This window comes from Sporosarcina sp. FSL K6-1508, assembly GCF_038007465.1.
Taxonomy (GTDB): Bacteria; Bacillota; Bacilli; order Bacillales_A; family Planococcaceae; genus Sporosarcina; species Sporosarcina psychrophila_B.
Genome location: NZ_JBBOXF010000001.1, coordinates 1163201 through 1180427 on the forward strand (window position 1 = coordinate 1163201; position 17227 = coordinate 1180427).

Here is a 17227-nt window from a genome sequence, read left to right on the forward strand (position 1 = left end):
TTGCCATGGCATGTGTGTGGGAAATTTTCGCGGAGAATGTCTATAACAAAATAGGCGCAAGGGAGGGAAAATAATGGCAAAACAAAAAATTCGTATTCGTTTAAAAGCATATGATCATAGAATTCTTGATCAATCAGCTGAAAAGATCGTAGAAACAGCAAAACGTTCGGGTGCTAGTGTATCGGGTCCGATTCCACTACCGACTGAAAGAACTGTCTACACGATTCTTCGTGCGGTGCATAAATACAAAGATTCGCGCGAGCAGTTTGAAATGCGTACTCACAAACGTCTAATCGATATCGTTAACCCGACACCACAAACTGTCGATGCTTTAATGAAACTCGATTTACCATCAGGCGTTGACATTGAAATTAAACTTTAATCGATACTAAATAAAACACACATTAATTCAGGAGGTGGACTAAATGACCAAAGGAATCTTGGGAAGAAAACTCGGTATGACGCAAATTTTTGCTGAAAACGGAGATCTTATCCCGGTAACAGTGATTGAGGCTGGACAAAACGTTGTTCTTCAAAAGAAGACTACGGAAACAGACGGCTACGAATCAATCCAAATCGGATTTGAAGATAAACGCGAAAAGCTTGCTAACAAACCTGAAAAAGGGCACGTTGCAAAAGCTGATACTGCACCTAAGCGCTTCATTCGCGAATTCCGCGAATTAGACGTTTGTGGCTACGAAGTTGGTCAAGAAGTCAAAGTTGATACTTTTGCTGAAGGCGATATCGTCGACATCACAGGTACATCAAAAGGTAAAGGGTTCCAGGGTGTTATCAAGCGTCACGGATATTCACGCGGACCTATGACCCACGGATCACGTCATCACCGCGCACCAGGTTCAATCGGATCTGTTGATGCACAACGTGTATTCAAAGGTAAAAAAATGCCTGGACGTATGGGTGGCAAAACAGTAACAGTACAAAACCTTGAAATTATACGAGTTGACACTGAGCGCAACTTGCTACTAGTAAAAGGTAACGTTCCAGGATCACGCAAATCACTTCTACAAGTGCGTAGCGCAATCAAAGGGAACTGATTATTAAAGGAAGGAGGAAACAGGAATGCCTAAAGTATCCGTATTAAACCAGGCAGGAACTTCTGTCGGAGACATCGAACTAAATGAAGCAATCTTTGGTATCGTGCCGAACGAAGCTGTCTTATTCGAAGCATTGGTTCAACAGCGCGCTTCATTACGTCAAGGTAACCACAAAGTGAAATCCCGTGGGGAAGTAGCTGGTGGCGGACGTAAACCGTGGCGTCAAAAAGGTACAGGTCGTGCTCGTCAAGGGTCGATCAGATCACCACAATGGCGTGGAGGCGGTATCGTATTCGGTCCAGCTCCAAGAAGCTATAGCTACAAATTACCGAAGAAAGTCCGGAGGTTGGCTCTTCTTTCAGCTCTTTCTACGAAAGTTCGCGAAGAAGATATCATCGTTCTTGAAGGGCTAACATTCGATGCACCAAAAACAAAAGAGTTCATCAAAGTACTAGCTGATCTATCAATTAACAAGAAAGCGTTGATTGTAACTGCAGATCTAGATGAAACTGTGGCATTGTCCGCACGTAACATCCCTGGCATCAGTGTAGTAACAGCGACAGGCATTAACGTACTTGACCTTATTGGTCACGATAAACTAGTAATAACTAAAGCAGCAGTTCAAAAAATAGAGGAGGTGCTTGGTTAATGGAAGCACGTGATATTCTAAAACGTCCGGTCATTACCGAGCGTACTTCTGAACAAATGGAATTCAAAAAGTACACTTTTGAAGTTGATACGCGCGCTAATAAAACACATATTAAGCAAGCTATCGAAGAAGTTTTCGGTGTTCAAGTTGATAAAGTGAACGTACAGAACTACAAAGGCAAACTTAAGCGTATGGGTAAGCACTCCGGTTATACGAACAGACGCCGTAAAGCGATTGTTACATTAACTGCTGACTCAAAAGACATCGAACTTTTCGAAATGTAATTCGAACAACTATAGATATTTAATTATATGAAGGAGGGAACACAAATGGCGATTAAGAAATACAAACCTACCTCCAACGGACGCCGTAACATGACTACATCCGATTTTGCTGAGATTACTGCTGACAAACCGGAAAAATCATTGCTTGCACCGCTTAAGCGGAAAGGCGGCCGTAACAACACTGGTAGGATTACTGTTCGTCACCATGGTGGAGGCCACAAGCGCCAATACCGTGTCATCGATTTCCAACGCCGGAAAGATGGCATACCAGGACGCGTTGCTACGATCGAATACGATCCAAACCGTTCAGCCAACATTGCTCTAATCAATTACGTAGATGGAGAGAAACGTTACATCCTCGCTCCAAAAGGTTTAGTAGTTGGAGCAACGATTATGTCAGGCCCAGAATCGGATATCAAGGTCGGTAACTCACTTCCACTTGAAAACATTCCAATGGGTACTACAATTCACAACATCGAAATGAAACCAGGTAAAGGCGGACAATTAGTACGTTCAGCAGGAACATCTGCACAACTACTAGGCCGTGAAGATAAGTACGTTATTGTACGTCTTCAATCTGGAGAAGTTCGTATGATTCTTGCAACATGCCGCGCGACAATTGGTCAAGTTGGTAATGAACAACACGAACTTATCAACATCGGTAAAGCAGGACGTTCACGTTGGATGGGTAAACGCCCAACAGTACGTGGTTCTGTCATGAACCCTAACGATCACCCACACGGTGGTGGTGAAGGTAAAACTGGTATCGGTATGAAGTCTCCAGTAACTCCGTGGGGCAAACCGACACTTGGTTATAAAACACGTAAGAAAAACAACAAATCCGACAAACTTATTGTTCGTCGTCGCAAGAAGTAATAGTAATGCACTGCGGTTCAATGATTGGACCGTAGTACAAACACGGAGGGAGGTTCCAACATGGGCCGCAGCTTGAAAAAAGGACCATTTGTAGACGATCATCTTATGAAGAAGGTTGAAGCACAAAAGGATTCCGAGAAAAAACAGGTTATCAAAACATGGTCACGACGTTCAACAATCTTCCCGACTTTCATCGGAATGACAATTGCTGTATACGACGGACGTAAACACGTTCCTGTCTACGTTACTGAAGATATGGTTGGTCACAAACTTGGTGAATTCGCACCTACGCGCACATACAGAGGTCATGGCGCCGACGATAAGAAAACAAGACGTTAATTGAGAGGAGGTTATTCTGATGCAACAAGCAAAAGCTACTGCCCGCACAGTCCGTATTGCTCCTCGCAAAGTCCGTTTGGTCGTTGATCTTATCCGGGGCAAGAAAATCGGTGAAGCTGTCGCGATTCTACGTTTGACGCCGAAAGCGGCATCTCCGGTAGTGGAAAAAGTTTTGAATTCAGCGATTGCAAATGCTGAGCATAACTATGAAATGGATGTCGAAAACCTAATTGTTAGCGAAGTTTTCGTTGACGAAGGTCCGACTATGAAACGTTTCCGTCCACGCGCACAAGGACGTGCAAGTGCAATTAATAAACGTACGAGCCACATCACATTAGTGGTATCAGAAAAGAAGGAGGGATAATTCGTGGGTCAAAAAGTACATCCTAACGGTTTACGGGTCGGTATCATCCGTGACTGGGAGTCTAAATGGTACGCAGAAAAAGACTATGCGACTCTCTTGCACGAAGATTTGAAAATCCGTGATTTCATCGAAAAACGCCTTATAGAAGCATCTGTTTCTAAAGTGGAAATTGAACGTGCTGCAAAGCGTGTTAACATCAGCATCCACACTGCTAAGCCAGGAATGGTTATTGGTAAAGGTGGTACTGAGGTCGAAACACTTCGTAAAATGTTGAACGACATCACTGGTAAACGCGTTCACATCAACATTATTGAAATTAAGCGTGCAGATCTTGATGCGAAACTAGTAGCAGAATCAATTGCACGTCAGCTAGAAACACGCGTATCTTACCGTCGTGCACAGAAACAAGCGATTCAACGTACGATTCGCTCTGGCGCTAAAGGTATTAAAACACAAGTTTCTGGACGTCTTGGCGGTGCTGACATCGCTCGGTCGGAACATTATAGTGAAGGTACTGTCCCTCTCCATACATTACGTGCAGACATTGATTATGCACACGCAGAAGCTGACACAACATTTGGTAAGCTTGGCGTTAAAGTATGGATTTACCGTGGAGAAGTCCTTCCAGTGAAGAAGAAGAACTCTGAGGAAGGAGGCAACTAATATGTTAATGCCTAAACGAGTTAAATATCGTCGTGTATTCCGTGGTAAAATGCGCGGTACTACAAAAGGCGGAGCAACAGTTCAATTCGGCGAATACGGTCTACAAGCGCTAGATTCGGCGTGGATTACTAACCGTCAAATCGAAGCAGCACGTATTTCAATGACACGTTACATGAAACGTGGCGGTAAAGTATGGATCAACATCTTCCCGCACAAACCATATACGAAGAAGCCTCTTGAAGTCCGGATGGGTTCCGGTAAAGGTGCTGTAGAAGGCTGGGTTGCAGTTGTTAAACCTGGTAGAGTTATGTTCGAAATAGCAGGTGTATCGGAAGAAGTTGCACGTGAAGCACTTCGCCTTGCATCTCACAAACTTCCTATCAAAACTAAGTTTGTAAAACGTGAAGAAATTGGTGGTGAATCTAATGAAAGCTAATGAAATCCGTGACTTAACAACTGCAGAGATTGAGCAAAAAGTGAAATCACTGAAAGAAGAGCTTTTCAACCTTCGCTTCCAACTTGCGACAGGTCAATTAGAAAACACTGCACGCATCCGAGAAGTTCGTAAATCGATTGCGCGCATGAAAACAGTAATACGTCAAAGAGAAATCAGTGCAAATAACTGATGAAGGAGGTTGCAGCCATGACTGAGGAGCGTAACCAGCGCAAAGTGTATACAGGCCGCGTTGTATCCGACAAAATGGATAAAACAGTTACTGTAATGATCGAAACGCAAAAGAAACATGCTAAATACGGTAAACGTGTTAAGTACTCTAAGAAATTTAAGGCCCACGATGAACTAAACGAAGCGAAAATCGGTGATGTTGTTCGTATTATGGAAACTCGTCCATTGTCAGCAACAAAACGTTTCCGCCTACTCGAAGTTGTCGAAAAAGCGGTCATCATCTAATAACGTTCGGAGATATAAATCCGGGAGGAGGTAGCCTCAATGATCCAACAGGAAAGTCGTATGAAAGTCGCCGACAATTCAGGCGCTCGTGAAGTACTTACAATTAAGGTTTTAGGCGGTTCAGGCCGTAAAGTGGCAAATATCGGTGACGTAGTAGTAGTTACTGTTAAAAAAGCAACACCAGGTGGCGTTGTTAAAAAAGGTGAAGTCGTCAAGGCTGTTATCGTCCGCACGAAAAGCGGAGTACGCCGTAAAGACGGTTCTTACATTACTTTTGACGAAAACGCTTGTGTTATTATCCGTGACGACAAGAGCCCACGTGGAACTCGTATTTTCGGACCAGTTGCTCGCGAACTTCGTGACAGCAACTTCATGAAAATCATTTCACTAGCTCCTGAAGTTCTTTAATTACATGATAGTGCCAATCAAGGAGGTGCGACAGAATGAATGTTAAAAAAGGCGATAAAGTTATGGTCATCACTGGTAAAGACAAAGGTAAAACTGGTGTGATTCTAGTAGCTTTCCCTAAAAAGGATCGCGTGCTTGTTGAAGGTGTTAACATCGTCAAGAAACATACGAAACCTAACCAGGAAAATCCTCAAGGTGGAATTGTGAGCCAAGAGGCAGCTATCCATGTATCAAACGTCATGTTGATCGATCCTAAGACAGGCGAGCCAACTCGCGTAGGTTACAAGATTGAAGATGGCAAAAAAGTTCGTGTTGCTAAAAAATCCGGAGAAAACCTGGACAAATAAGTAACGGATGAAAGGAGGTCCAACAGATGAGCCGTTTAAAAGATAAGTTTAAAAACGAAGTCACACCTGCTCTTATGAGCAAGTTTGAATATACATCAGTAATGCAAGTACCAAAAGTTGATAAAATCGTCATTAACATGGGTGTTGGTGATGCTGTTCAAAACACGAAAGCACTAGATGCGGCAGTGGAAGATCTAACAATTATTTCGGGTCAAAAACCTGTTGTCACAAAAGCAAAGAAATCAATCGCTGGATTCCGTCTCCGTGAAGGCATGCCTATCGGAACGAAAGTTACTCTACGCGGCGAGCGTATGTATGAATTCCTAGACAAGCTGATTTCGGTTTCATTGCCCCGTGTACGTGACTTCCGTGGTGTTTCTAAGAAAGCATTCGACGGTCGCGGAAACTATACGCTTGGCGTAAAAGAGCAACTAATTTTCCCTGAAATTGATTATGATAAAGTATCTAAAATACGCGGTATGGATATCGTCATCGTTACGACTGCAAACTCCGATGAAGAAGCACATGAGTTATTAATGCAGTTCGGCATGCCGTTCCAAAAGTAAATAAGAGGGAGGCGTAAACGTGGCTAAAAAATCAATGATCGCTAAACAAAAACGCGCACCAAAATTCGAAGTGCAAGCATACACACGTTGTGAACGTTGTGGTCGTCCGCATTCCGTATATCGTAAATTCAAGCTTTGCCGTATTTGTTTCCGCGAGTTAGCATATAAGGGACAAATTCCTGGCGTCAAAAAAGCCAGCTGGTAAACCCCTAAATTTGGGAAGGAGGTAAATGTAATGACAATGAGTGATCCGATCGCAGACATGCTTACACGCATTCGTAACGCCAATATGGTTCGTCACGAAAAGCTTGAAGTACCTGCTTCAAACATGAAAAAAGAAATCGCAGAAATCCTTAAACGTGAAGGTTTCGTACGCGACGTTGAATATGTTGAGGATAGCAAACAAGGTATCATCCGCATTTTCCTTAAATATGGTCAAAATAACGAACGTGTTATTACTGGTCTTAAACGTATTTCAAAACCAGGTCTTCGTGTATACGCTAAAACAAACGAAGTTCCTAAAGTTTTGAACGGTCTTGGTATCGCCCTCGTTTCTACATCAAATGGCGTACTTACAGACAAAGAAGCACGCGCTAAACAAGTAGGCGGAGAAGTAGTAGCTTACGTCTGGTAATCCGTAACAAATGAATGGAGGTGCACTTGAATGTCCCGTATTGGCAAAAAGCCGATTGAGGTACCTGAAAACGTAACAGTTACTATTACAGAAGGTAACTTTGTTACTGTTAAAGGACCTAAAGGCGAACTTACAAACACATTTAACTCGGATATTAAAATCGAGCAGGAGAACAATGTAATCACATTGATCCGTCCTTCTGAATCCAAAGAACACCGTTCCATTCATGGAACGACACGTTCACTACTCGATAATATGGTGGTAGGCGTTTCACAAGGTTTCGAACGCAAACTTGAACTAGTCGGTGTCGGTTACCGTGCGTCACTTCAAGGTTCGAAATTGGTGTTGAACATTGGTTACTCTCACCCAGTTGAATTTACACCGGAAGCTGGAATTGAAGTAGAAGTTCCTGCTAACACTAAGATCACTGTTCGCGGTATCAATAAAGAACGCGTAGGTGCTCTTGCATCAAACATAAGAAAAGTACGTCCACCAGAGCCTTATAAAGGCAAAGGGATTCGTTACGAAGGCGAAGTTGTCCGTCGTAAAGAAGGTAAAACAGGTAAATAATGCCGCTTAAGGCATCTGGAAGGAGTGATCACGATGATTACGAAAAAAGACAAGAATGCTACTCGTAAGAAACGTCATGCACGTGTGCGTCGTAAAATCAGCGGGACTGCAGCTCGTCCACGCCTAAACGTATTCCGTTCAAACAAGCATATCTATGCTCAATTGATTGATGACGTGAATGCAGTAACGATTGTAAGTGCTTCTTCAATGGATAAAGATTTTGGATCTGAATCCAAAGCAGACACTGCAGCAGCAGTAAAAGTCGGCGAGATGATCGCAAAGAAAGCTGTTGAAAAGGACGTTAAGTCAGTAGTATTTGACCGTGGCGGTTACCTATTTCACGGCCGTGTGAAAGCTCTTGCAGACTCAGCACGTGAAAACGGTCTGGAATTTTAATTAAGAAGGAGGTACACATTTCATGCGTCGTAATGATCAGAATAAAAGTGAATTCGAAGAACGCGTAGTTACGATTAACCGCGTAGCGAAAGTTGTGAAAGGCGGACGTCGTTTCCGTTTCACTGCTCTCGTCGTTGTCGGAGACAAAAATGGCCGTGTCGGTTTCGGTACTGGTAAAGCACAAGAAGTTCCGGATGCAATCCGTAAAGCAATTGAAGATGCGAAGAAGAATTTGATCGTTGTGCCAATGGTCAAAGGAACAACTCCGCACGAAATTCTTGGACATTTTGGTGCAGGAAAAATCCTCATCAAACCAGCAGCTCCTGGTACTGGAGTTATCGCCGGCGGACCTGTTCGTGCGGTACTTGAACTTGCAGGCATCACGGATATCCTTTCTAAATCTCTTGGGTCAAGCACACCAATCAATATGGTTCGTGCAACAATCGAAGGATTGACGAATTTGAAACGCGCAGAAGACGTAGCTAAATTGCGCGGTAAATCCGTGAAAGAACTGTATAGTTAAGGGGGGAAATACAATGGCGAATAAACTTGAAATTACCCTTACAAAAAGCGTTATCGGCTCTAAGCCAGCACAGCGTAAAACAGTCGAAGCGCTTGGACTTCGTAAATTACACCAAACGGTCGAACATCAGGATAATGTTGCAATTCGTGGCATGATCGGCAAAGTAGACCATCTTGTAACAATTAAGGAACTATAATTCCGATTTTTTGAATAAGGAGGTGCCAATGAGATGAAATTACACACTATGAAACCTGCTGAAGGTTCTCGTACAAAACGTAAACGTATTGGGCGCGGAATCGGTTCTGGTTTTGGTAAAACTTCCGGTAGAGGTCACGGTGGACAAAACTCCCGTTCGGGCGGTGGCGTTCGTCTTGGTTTTGAGGGTGGACAAATTCCCCTTTTCCAAAGACTTCCTAAACGTGGTTTCACTAACATCAACCGTAAGGATTACGCAATCGTAAACCTTGACACGCTTAATCGTTTCGACGAAGGTACTGAAGTAACGCCTGAGCTACTAATCGAATCAGGCATCGTGAGCAATGCAAAATCAGGTATTAAGATTCTGGGTAACGGGATTCTTGAGAAAAAGATTACTGTCAAAGCTCACAAATTCTCTGCTTCCGCTAAAGAAGCTATCGAGAAAGCTGGCGGGCAAACCGAGGTGGTTTAATGTTTCAGACAATCTCTAACTTTATGCGCGTTCGAGATATAAGGTCTAAAATCTTTTACACATTGCTTGTGCTTATCGTTTTCAGATTAGGAACTTTCATTCCTGTTCCAAACGTTGATGCAACAGCACTCCAACAAACCGATAATAATCTTATTGGGTTACTGAATGTATTTGGTGGTGGGGCCCTTGCCAACTTCTCTATTCTTGCCATGGGTATCATGCCATACATTACCGCATCTATTATTGTGCAATTATTGCAGATGGATGTAGTACCGAAATTTACTGAATGGGCGAAACAAGGGGATGTCGGAAGACGGAAACTTGCACAGTTCACAAGGTATTTCACAATAATCCTAGCCTTTATTCAAGCAATCGCTATGTCATTTGGTTTTAACCAAATGTACGGCGGTACACTGATTAAAGACGAAGGTGTTTCGACATATGTGGTCATCGCGATCGTATTGACGGCAGGAACTGCATTTCTTTTATGGCTTGGTGAACAGATTACAGCAAAAGGTGTTGGGAATGGTATTTCCATTATTATCTTTGCTGGTATCGTCGCAGCAATCCCAAATGCAGTCAACCAACTTTACGCAACACAGATCCAAGATGCAGGTGAGCAATTGTTCATTAAGTTGGCAATCATGGCTCTTCTACTCGTCTTGATCATTGCGATTACTGTCGGAATTATTTACTTCCAAGAAGCACTTCGGAAAATTCCGATCCAATATGCGAAGCGTGTCACTGGACGAGGTCAAACGACTGCAGGCCAACAGACACACTTACCATTGAAACTTAATGCTGCAGGGGTTATCCCGGTAATCTTTGCTTCTGCATTTTTCATTACACCGCAATCAATAGCGACCTTCTTCGGTAATAACAGTGTAACGACTACAATTACAAACGTTTTCGATTATACGAAACCGATTGGAATGGTGTTTTACCTGATACTGATCATTGCATTCACATATTTCTACGCATTCATCCAGGTGAATCCGGAGAACATTGCGGATAATTTGAAAAAACAAGGCGCTTATATCCCGGGCATCCGCCCAGGACAAAATACACAAAATTACCTAACGAGCACTTTGTATAGACTGACATTCGTTGGTGCGATATTCCTCGCTACTGTCGCAGTCATGCCAATATTCTTCATCAATATCGCAAACCTTCCACAGTCTGCGCAAATTGGAGGAACAAGTTTGATCATCGTCGTCGGGGTTGCACTCGAAACGATGAAACAACTTGAATCACAACTTGTGAAAAGGCATTACAAAGGATTCATGAAGTAATAATCACAAAGGTTCATCTCTTTGTGATGTGAATATGAATGGGAGTGCAATACGTATGAATATCGTATTAATGGGTCTGCCAGGAGCCGGTAAAGGTACACAGGCAGACAGAATTGTCGAAAAGTACGGAACCCCTCATATTTCTACAGGCGATATGTTCCGTGCTGCTATCCAAGAAGGCACGGAACTTGGAGTCAAAGCAAAGTCGTTCATGGATCAGGGAGCACTTGTCCCTGATGAAGTGACAATCGGAATTGTTCGTGAACGATTAAGCAAATCCGATTGCGATAACGGATTCCTACTTGACGGTTTCCCGCGTACAGTTCCTCAAGCTGAAGCGCTTGATAAGCTTTTGGCTGACATGGGGAAAAAGATTGAGTATGTACTCAATATCCAAGTCGAGAAAGAAGAACTTATTGCGAGGCTGACAGGCCGCCGTATCTGTAAAGTATGCGGTACGTCCTATCATTTGCTTTTCAACGCTCCACAGGTTGAAGGCATATGTGATAAGGATGGCGGAGAACTTTATCAGCGAGCCGATGACAATCCGGAAACTGTCACGAACCGTCTGGAAGTAAATATGAATCAAACCGCACCACTTTTGGCGTTTTACGATTCCAAAGAGGTATTGGTGAACATCGATGGGCAAAAAGACATCAAGGACGTTTTCAAGGACTTGGACGCTATTCTGCAAGGAAACGGACAATAATCCTTTTCAAACTTAGATATTATAAACTTTTTTTGGGTAGTATAGTATATAAGCATAGAATAAACGTTTCAACGAGCTGCAAAAGCATATGATGCCCGGTATAACAACTAGTTGTTTTTTAGCGGATGTACGGTTCTAAAACACAGTAAATGCATTTTCCTGTTCAGGCAGGTATAATGAATTTCGTGGAAAGAACTGTATAACGCAACTGGGGACTCATCCACGGCATTCTGGACAGTTGTGTCCATTTCGACGCAATTTTCCACAACACGAAGTCGAGGACTGACTTAAGGGAAACGGAATGTGACAGACCTCTTTCGAACATCACTCATGCAATCCGGACATATGTTGAAGGAAGCTTTAAAGGCGACTGATGCCGCTCGATGGTGAGAACCTTTATTGGATATAGAAGGGAGACTGGGTTGATGGCGAAAGATGATGTAATTGAAGTTGAAGGAACCGTACTCGAAACGTTGCCGAATGCGATGTTTAAAGTTGAGCTGGAAAACGGCCATACAATTCTTGCGCATGTATCAGGCAAAATTCGTATGCACTTTATCCGCATCCTGCCTGGCGACAAAGTGACAATGGAACTCTCGCCTTATGATTTAACACGTGGTCGTATAACATACCGTTTTAAATAATCTTTTGCACTCCGGAATATTGAAGGAGGTTGGGTAAGATGAAAGTAAGGCCATCTGTAAAACCGATCTGTGAAAAATGTAAAATTATTCGCAGACGCGGCCGAGTAATGGTAATCTGTGAAAATCCGAAACATAAACAAAGACAAGGCTAATTCTGAAGGAGGTGCACAATCTATATGGCACGTATTGCTGGTGTAGACGTTCCGCGCGATAAGCGCGTTGTCATTTCATTAACTTACATTTTCGGAATCGGAAAAACAACTGCTCAAAAAGTATTAGCAGCAGCTGGAGTATCTGAGGATGCGCGCGTTCGTGATCTTACTGACGCAGAGCTTGATAAAATCCGTGAACAATTGGACGGTTTCAAAGTTGAAGGTGACCTTCGACGTGAAACTTCCCTTAACATCAAACGTTTGATGGAAATCGGTAGCTTCCGTGGTATCCGTCATCGTCGTGGACTACCTGTTCGTGGACAAAACACGAAGAATAACGCACGTACTCGTAAAGGTCCTAAACGGACAGTAGCGAACAAGAAAAAATAATAGGTAAAGGAGGTATCTTCTTAACATGGCACGTAAACAACAAACTCGTAAACGTCGTGTGAAAAAGAATATTGAATCCGGTATTGCACATATCCGCTCAACATTCAATAATACAATTGTTACAATCACTGACATGCAAGGGAACGCACTATCTTGGTCAAGTGCAGGTGCACTAGGCTTCAGAGGTTCTCGTAAATCAACTCCTTTTGCTGCACAGATGGCTGCTGAAACAGCTGCTAAAACATCTATGGAGCACGGTCTAAAAACGTTGGAAGTTACTGTTAAAGGTCCAGGTGCTGGACGTGAAGCAGCCATTCGTTCACTACAAGCTGCAGGTCTTGAAGTTACTGCAATCAGAGACGTTACCCCGGTTCCGCATAATGGATGCCGACCACCAAAACGCCGTCGTGTATAATGGCTTATTCTCCATATGATTGAGAAACACAATTTTTGTCAACAATGATTGTGCGATTGCAATTTGCCGTCTATGAAAATCGATTTCAATATGGAACGGCCTATACATTGATGTTTTGAAGGAGGGTAAATGAATGATCGAGATTGAGAAACCGAAGATTGAAACAGTTATGATCGGCGAAGACATCAAGTTCGGTAAGTTTATCATCGAACCACTCGAACGCGGATATGGAAACACGTTAGGGAACTCCCTGCGCCGGGTCCTTCTATCCTCATTGCCGGGTGCTGCTGTCACATCTATTCAGATTGATGGTGTGCTTCATGAGTTCTCAACAATTGAAGGTGTCGTAGAAGACGTCGCGTCAATTATTTTGAACGTAAAAAAACTGGCTCTCAAAATCTATTCAGATGAAGAGAAAGTGATTGAGATAGACGTGAAAGGCGAAGGAGTCATTACAGCTGCGGACATTACACATGATAGTGACGTAGAAGTATTGAACCCTGAACTACCTATCGCGACTCTTGGTAAAAACGGACATTTGCGCATGCGTATGTATGCTGTACGTGGACGCGGTTACGCACCTTCTGATCAAAACAAACGTGAGGATCTCGCAATTGGCGTTATTCCAATCGATTCTATTTACACTCCAGTTTCACGCGTTAACTTCCAAGTGGAAAACACTCGGGTTGGCCAAATGGCGAACTTCGATAAGTTGACACTTGATGTTTGGACAGATGGCAGCATTGGTCCTAAAGAAGCTGTTTCACTTGGGGCAAAAATCCTGACAGAACATCTAAATATATTTGTCGGTATGACAGATGAAGCCCAAACTGCAGAAATTATGGTGGAAAAAGAAGAAGATCAGAAAGAGAAAGTGCTCGAGATGACTATTGAGGAACTTGACCTTTCAGTTAGATCTTACAACTGCCTAAAACGTGCAGGCATCAATACAGTTCTTGAACTTGCTAGCAAGTCAGAGGATGAAATGATGAAGGTACGAAATCTTGGCCGTAAATCACTTGAAGAAGTGAAAGCGAAATTGGACGAGCTTAACCTAGAGTTACGCACTGAAGATTGAGTGAATTTATAGATTGAAGGAGGGAAACTTCTATGGGATACAGAAAACTTGGACGTACAAGTTCACAACGTAAAGCAATGCTTCGCGACCTAGCGACAGATCTTATCGTACACGAACGTATTCAAACGACAGAAGCTCGTGCGAAAGAATTGCGTTCAGTTGTTGAGAAAATGATCACGCTTGGTAAACGTGGAGACTTGCATGCACGTCGTCAAGTTGCACAATTCATCCGTCGCGAACTTGTTACGATGACGGACGAAGAAGGCAAAGAGACAGAAATCTTCGCAATCCAAAAACTTTTTGATAACGTTGCTCCACGCTACGCTGAGCGTCAAGGTGGATACACACGGATCATGAAAATGGGACCTCGTCGCGGCGACGGAGCTCCTGTCGTTGTAATCGAACTCGTTTAACTAGATTCAGTGGGCGTCAGAACGCCCACTGAACCAAGTTAGAGCCTCCGGCGAATATAATTTTGCCGAGGAGTAATTGATTTAGTCTACAAGGGGGTGTGTCTGGCGTTCCCAGAGCCGCACCCTTTTTTCAAAATTTATACGACAAATTTAAAAGCTGAGTGTTACGATCGTCGGTGAATACCGCCTGGTCTAGCTCTACGCACCTCATCCGCGGTATCGGATTGAGCACCTGGTACTAGTCATAGATATGAGCGCATTTCTTCGGATGAGGTGCGCGCTTTTTTTTATCCAAAAATAATAAATTTTTTTTCGGAGGGATTCCTTGGCAGTTCGCAAGGAGTCCTTCTATACATAATGTGAATGTAGTCGGAGGTGGTAGGCGATGAAGGAAATTCTGTCGATGGATAATGTGTCTTATTCTTATCAATCTGAGGACGCGGTCACAAAGAAAGCAGTCGATGGTGTGTCGTTTACGGTACAAGACGATGAATGGATTGCGATTGTTGGCCATAATGGTTCTGGTAAGTCGACGCTTGCGAAATTAATGATTGGTCTGTTGTTCCCGGAAGAAGGGAATATCAACGTGTTTATCGAGAAATTGACTGAGGACAACATATGGGATATACGTTCACAAATGGGTTTTGTTTTTCAGAACCCGGATAATCAATTTGTTGGTTCGACAGTCCAAGATGATGTTGCATTTGCATTAGAAAACAACGGAGTTCCTTTCGAAGAGATGGTGATCCGAGTTCACGATGCACTTTCGCAGGTAAATATGAGTGATTTCCTCAATCAGGAGCCGCACCATCTCTCCGGCGGACAGAAACAACGCGTTGCAATAGCTGGAGCGCTCGCCTTACATCCAAAGATTCTTATTATGGATGAAGCGACGTCAATGCTTGATCCACAGGGGCGTAATGAAGTGATTCATTTAGTTGAAGAGTTGAAAAGGAAGACGGGTCTTACGGTCATCTCCATAACACATGACTTGGAAGAGGCGTTGTTGGCAGATCGAATCATTGTCATGAACAAAGGCAAAGTTCTGACGATTGGTACGCCAGAGCAGATATTTGCCCGGGGAGATGAACTTGAGGAGATAGGCTTGGACTTGCCATTCGCTATGAGAGTATCTGACTTGTTACGGGAGTCTGGGATGGAGCTTAACGGTGAGCATATGACGGAAGAAGAGTTGGTGAATGAATTATGGACATCTCACTTCAGCAAGTAGGGTATTTGTATGGGAAAGACACTCCTTTTGAAAAGAGAGCATTGCAAGACGTAAATGCAACGATACGTTCTGGCTCTTATTCTGCAATTATAGGCCATACCGGCTCAGGAAAATCGACACTTCTAATGCATTTGAATGGTTTGTTAAAACCTTCAGAAGGTGTTGTGAAAATTGGAGATACGACGATTACTGCCGGTACGAAAGCGAAAGGGCTGAAAGAGGTCCGCAGGCATGTAGGAATTGTTTTTCAGTTTCCAGAGCATCAACTATTTGAGGAAACTGTAGAAAAAGATATTATGTTCGGTCCTATGAATTTTGGTGTGCCCGAAGAAGAGGCAAGAAAACGGGCACATCAACTGATTGAACTGTTAGGACTCCCTCCAGAGGTCGCACAGCAGTCTCCGTTTGACCTTTCAGGCGGACAGATGCGCCGGGTTGCTATAGCTGGAGTCCTTGCGTTCAGACCCTCTGTGCTAGTCTTGGACGAGCCCACAGCAGGACTCGATCCACGAGGTCGGCGTGAAATTATGGAGCTTTTCAGTCGCCTCCATGTTGAAGAAAACCTGACGACAATTCTCGTGACACATAGTATGGAAGATGCTGCACGTTATGCGGACAATGTTGTTGTTATGCATGATGGACGTTCAGTCATGTCCGGGACCGCGCAAGAAGTGTTTAGTGATGAAGAGAAGCTAAAGTCTTTTAGGTTAGGTTTACCGCGCTCAGTAAAGTTCCAACGTGATATTGAGAAGTTAATCGGCCGTCCACTCCAAGGGCTGGCATTGACGGAAGAACAGCTTGCGAAGGCGATAGCATTTGCTGCGGCGGAAGAAGGTGGCCGTTAATGTTGGAAAAGATGATTTTCGGCCGTTATATCCCGGGAAATTCATTTGTCCATAAACTGGACCCCCGTTCGAAGTTGTCATTTGTGTTTTTGTTTATCATCGGAGTGTTCCTTGCAAATAATACAGTGACATATGCCGTGCTGTTAGGATTTACATTTCTTGTTATTTTCACATCAAGGATACGTCTGTATTTCCTGATTAATGGGTTGAAGCCAATTCTTTTCTTGGTTGTCTTCACGTTAATCATGCATATCTTTTTTACAAAAGAAGGGGCACTTCTTGTTGATTGGAAGTTCCTAAAGATATACGAAGAAGGATTAAGGCAAGGTATTTTCATTTCCATTCGTTTTCTCGTTCTTGTTTTGCTGACATCCATTTTGACGTTAACAACATCACCGATCTCGATTACAGATGGTATGGAAGATTTACTGGGACCATTTAAGCGATTTAAATTACCAGTTCATGAACTTGCGCTGATGATGTCAATTTCCCTGCGTTTCATCCCGACATTGATGGATGAGACGGATAAGATATTGAAAGCGCAATTGGCGAGGGGCTCAGACATTAGTACTGGCTCTGTTAAGCAGCGAATCCGTGCAGTCATTCCTTTGCTCGTACCGCTCTTCGTGAGTGCGTTCAAACGTGCGGAGGACCTTGCAGTCGCCATGGAAGTTCGCGGGTATCGCGGAGGCGAGGGTAGGACGAGGTACAGGCAGCTGAAATGGCACTGGCGTGATACTACAATAATGGTATTGCTTGCGGTGTTGGTTGTCGTCCTCTTCCTTCTTAGGGCATAGGAGGTAA

At 43.4% G+C, this 17227-nt stretch carries 32 protein-coding genes; all 32 read left to right on the forward strand.

The genetic code is table 11. The annotated features are described in order from the left end of the window. Positions 1 to 73: 73 nt before the first annotated feature. The gene (gene rpsJ, locus MKZ11_RS05405) at positions 74 to 382 is read left to right on the forward strand and encodes a 30S ribosomal protein S10 (protein WP_067204744.1); all 309 of its coding nucleotides are present in this window, start codon (positions 74 to 76) and stop codon (positions 380 to 382) included. Between the two features lie 43 nt (positions 383 to 425). Next, entirely contained in the window at positions 426 to 1055 is a 630-nt protein-coding gene (gene rplC, locus MKZ11_RS05410; RefSeq protein ID WP_340792984.1) for a 50S ribosomal protein L3, read from the forward strand. Positions 1056 to 1080: 25 nt separating this feature from the next. Further along, a complete protein-coding gene (rplD, locus tag MKZ11_RS05415) occupies positions 1081 to 1704 on the forward strand; it encodes a 50S ribosomal protein L4 (RefSeq protein WP_340792985.1) in 624 nt (207 codons plus the stop codon). Continuing rightward, entirely contained in the window at positions 1704 to 1988 is a 285-nt protein-coding gene (rplW, locus tag MKZ11_RS05420) for a 50S ribosomal protein L23 (protein ID WP_340792986.1), read from the forward strand. Before rplD ends, rplW begins: the two co-directional genes overlap by 1 nt. A 45-nt stretch (positions 1989 to 2033) precedes the next feature. Continuing rightward, positions 2034 to 2864 carry a 50S ribosomal protein L2 gene (rplB, locus tag MKZ11_RS05425; protein WP_340792987.1) on the forward strand — a complete coding sequence of 277 codons (831 nt, stop codon included), beginning with the start codon at positions 2034 to 2036 and terminating at the stop codon, positions 2862 to 2864. A gap of 60 nt (positions 2865 to 2924) precedes the next feature. After that, positions 2925 to 3203 carry a 30S ribosomal protein S19 gene (gene rpsS, locus MKZ11_RS05430; protein ID WP_340792988.1) on the forward strand — a complete coding sequence of 93 codons (279 nt, stop codon included), beginning with the start codon at positions 2925 to 2927 and terminating at the stop codon, positions 3201 to 3203. 19 nt (positions 3204 to 3222) lie between these two features. After that, entirely contained in the window at positions 3223 to 3567 is a 345-nt protein-coding gene (gene rplV, locus MKZ11_RS05435) for a 50S ribosomal protein L22 (protein WP_340792989.1), read from the forward strand. A gap of 3 nt (positions 3568 to 3570) precedes the next feature. Continuing rightward, positions 3571 to 4230, forward strand: coding sequence for a 30S ribosomal protein S3 (gene rpsC / locus MKZ11_RS05440; RefSeq protein ID WP_340792990.1), 660 nt, complete (start codon positions 3571 to 3573; stop codon positions 4228 to 4230). A 1-nt stretch (position 4231) separates the two neighbouring features. Then, on the forward strand, positions 4232 to 4666 hold the full coding sequence (rplP, locus tag MKZ11_RS05445) for a 50S ribosomal protein L16 (protein WP_340792991.1): 435 nt from the start codon (positions 4232 to 4234) through the stop codon (positions 4664 to 4666). Next, positions 4656 to 4856, forward strand: coding sequence for a 50S ribosomal protein L29 (gene rpmC, locus MKZ11_RS05450; RefSeq protein ID WP_025783856.1), 201 nt, complete (start codon positions 4656 to 4658; stop codon positions 4854 to 4856). The genes rplP and rpmC overlap by 11 nt, the downstream gene beginning before the upstream one ends. Positions 4857 to 4873: 17 nt before the next feature. Continuing rightward, complete coding sequence (rpsQ, locus tag MKZ11_RS05455; RefSeq protein WP_340792992.1) at positions 4874 to 5140, forward strand: 30S ribosomal protein S17; 267 nt, start codon at positions 4874 to 4876, stop codon at positions 5138 to 5140. Between the two features lie 39 nt (positions 5141 to 5179). Next, positions 5180 to 5548, forward strand: coding sequence for a 50S ribosomal protein L14 (gene rplN, locus MKZ11_RS05460; RefSeq protein WP_067204773.1), 369 nt, complete (start codon positions 5180 to 5182; stop codon positions 5546 to 5548). Between the two features lie 35 nt (positions 5549 to 5583). Continuing rightward, positions 5584 to 5895, forward strand: a complete 312-nt coding sequence (gene rplX, locus MKZ11_RS05465) for a 50S ribosomal protein L24 (protein ID WP_340792993.1) — start codon at positions 5584 to 5586, stop codon at positions 5893 to 5895. Between the two features lie 26 nt (positions 5896 to 5921). Next, positions 5922 to 6461, forward strand: coding sequence for a 50S ribosomal protein L5 (gene rplE, locus MKZ11_RS05470; protein WP_340792994.1), 540 nt, complete (start codon positions 5922 to 5924; stop codon positions 6459 to 6461). A gap of 19 nt (positions 6462 to 6480) precedes the next feature. Further along, positions 6481 to 6666, forward strand: coding sequence for a type Z 30S ribosomal protein S14 (locus tag MKZ11_RS05475; protein ID WP_254761053.1), 186 nt, complete (start codon positions 6481 to 6483; stop codon positions 6664 to 6666). 30 nt (positions 6667 to 6696) lie between these two features. Further along, positions 6697 to 7095, forward strand: a complete 399-nt coding sequence (rpsH, locus tag MKZ11_RS05480) for a 30S ribosomal protein S8 (protein ID WP_251699700.1) — start codon at positions 6697 to 6699, stop codon at positions 7093 to 7095. 30 nt (positions 7096 to 7125) lie between these two features. Continuing rightward, positions 7126 to 7665 (forward strand): 50S ribosomal protein L6, encoded by a 540-nt coding sequence (gene rplF, locus MKZ11_RS05485; protein ID WP_340792995.1) that lies wholly within the window; start codon positions 7126 to 7128, stop codon positions 7663 to 7665. 33 nt (positions 7666 to 7698) lie between these two features. After that, on the forward strand, positions 7699 to 8061 hold the full coding sequence (gene rplR / locus MKZ11_RS05490; RefSeq protein ID WP_340792996.1) for a 50S ribosomal protein L18: 363 nt from the start codon (positions 7699 to 7701) through the stop codon (positions 8059 to 8061). Positions 8062 to 8083: 22 nt separating this feature from the next. Next, positions 8084 to 8584, forward strand: a complete 501-nt coding sequence (rpsE, locus tag MKZ11_RS05495; RefSeq protein ID WP_340792997.1) for a 30S ribosomal protein S5 — start codon at positions 8084 to 8086, stop codon at positions 8582 to 8584. A gap of 13 nt (positions 8585 to 8597) precedes the next feature. Next, on the forward strand, positions 8598 to 8780 hold the full coding sequence (gene rpmD / locus MKZ11_RS05500; RefSeq protein WP_340792998.1) for a 50S ribosomal protein L30: 183 nt from the start codon (positions 8598 to 8600) through the stop codon (positions 8778 to 8780). Between the two features lie 33 nt (positions 8781 to 8813). Next, entirely contained in the window at positions 8814 to 9254 is a 441-nt protein-coding gene (gene rplO, locus MKZ11_RS05505) for a 50S ribosomal protein L15 (RefSeq protein WP_179392975.1), read from the forward strand. After that, on the forward strand, positions 9254 to 10546 hold the full coding sequence (gene secY / locus MKZ11_RS05510) for a preprotein translocase subunit SecY (RefSeq protein WP_340792999.1): 1293 nt from the start codon (positions 9254 to 9256) through the stop codon (positions 10544 to 10546). Before rplO ends, secY begins: the two co-directional genes overlap by 1 nt. A gap of 55 nt (positions 10547 to 10601) precedes the next feature. Then, the gene (locus MKZ11_RS05515; RefSeq protein WP_340793000.1) at positions 10602 to 11255 is read left to right on the forward strand and encodes an adenylate kinase; all 654 of its coding nucleotides are present in this window, start codon (positions 10602 to 10604) and stop codon (positions 11253 to 11255) included. A gap of 425 nt (positions 11256 to 11680) precedes the next feature. Next, positions 11681 to 11899, forward strand: coding sequence for a translation initiation factor IF-1 (gene infA / locus MKZ11_RS05520; protein WP_067204804.1), 219 nt, complete (start codon positions 11681 to 11683; stop codon positions 11897 to 11899). A 38-nt stretch (positions 11900 to 11937) separates the two neighbouring features. After that, positions 11938 to 12051 (forward strand): 50S ribosomal protein L36, encoded by a 114-nt coding sequence (gene rpmJ / locus MKZ11_RS05525; protein ID WP_084212378.1) that lies wholly within the window; start codon positions 11938 to 11940, stop codon positions 12049 to 12051. 24 nt (positions 12052 to 12075) lie between these two features. Then, on the forward strand, positions 12076 to 12441 hold the full coding sequence (gene rpsM, locus MKZ11_RS05530; protein ID WP_340793001.1) for a 30S ribosomal protein S13: 366 nt from the start codon (positions 12076 to 12078) through the stop codon (positions 12439 to 12441). 25 nt (positions 12442 to 12466) lie between these two features. Then, positions 12467 to 12856 (forward strand): 30S ribosomal protein S11, encoded by a 390-nt coding sequence (gene rpsK / locus MKZ11_RS05535; RefSeq protein ID WP_203247893.1) that lies wholly within the window; start codon positions 12467 to 12469, stop codon positions 12854 to 12856. 133 nt (positions 12857 to 12989) lie between these two features. After that, positions 12990 to 13934, forward strand: a complete 945-nt coding sequence (locus MKZ11_RS05540) for a DNA-directed RNA polymerase subunit alpha (RefSeq protein WP_340793002.1) — start codon at positions 12990 to 12992, stop codon at positions 13932 to 13934. A gap of 32 nt (positions 13935 to 13966) precedes the next feature. After that, positions 13967 to 14347 (forward strand): 50S ribosomal protein L17, encoded by a 381-nt coding sequence (gene rplQ, locus MKZ11_RS05545; protein ID WP_340793003.1) that lies wholly within the window; start codon positions 13967 to 13969, stop codon positions 14345 to 14347. A gap of 385 nt (positions 14348 to 14732) precedes the next feature. Beyond that, positions 14733 to 15578 (forward strand): energy-coupling factor ABC transporter ATP-binding protein, encoded by an 846-nt coding sequence (locus MKZ11_RS05550; RefSeq protein ID WP_340793004.1) that lies wholly within the window; start codon positions 14733 to 14735, stop codon positions 15576 to 15578. Further along, positions 15554 to 16423: an energy-coupling factor ABC transporter ATP-binding protein gene (locus MKZ11_RS05555; protein ID WP_340793005.1), complete on the forward strand. Its 870-nt coding sequence runs from the start codon at positions 15554 to 15556 to the stop codon at positions 16421 to 16423. The genes MKZ11_RS05550 and MKZ11_RS05555 overlap by 25 nt, the downstream gene beginning before the upstream one ends. Further along, positions 16423 to 17220: an energy-coupling factor transporter transmembrane component T family protein gene (locus MKZ11_RS05560; protein WP_340793006.1), complete on the forward strand. Its 798-nt coding sequence runs from the start codon at positions 16423 to 16425 to the stop codon at positions 17218 to 17220. The genes MKZ11_RS05555 and MKZ11_RS05560 overlap by 1 nt, the downstream gene beginning before the upstream one ends. The last annotated feature ends 7 nt before the right edge of the window (positions 17221 to 17227 follow it).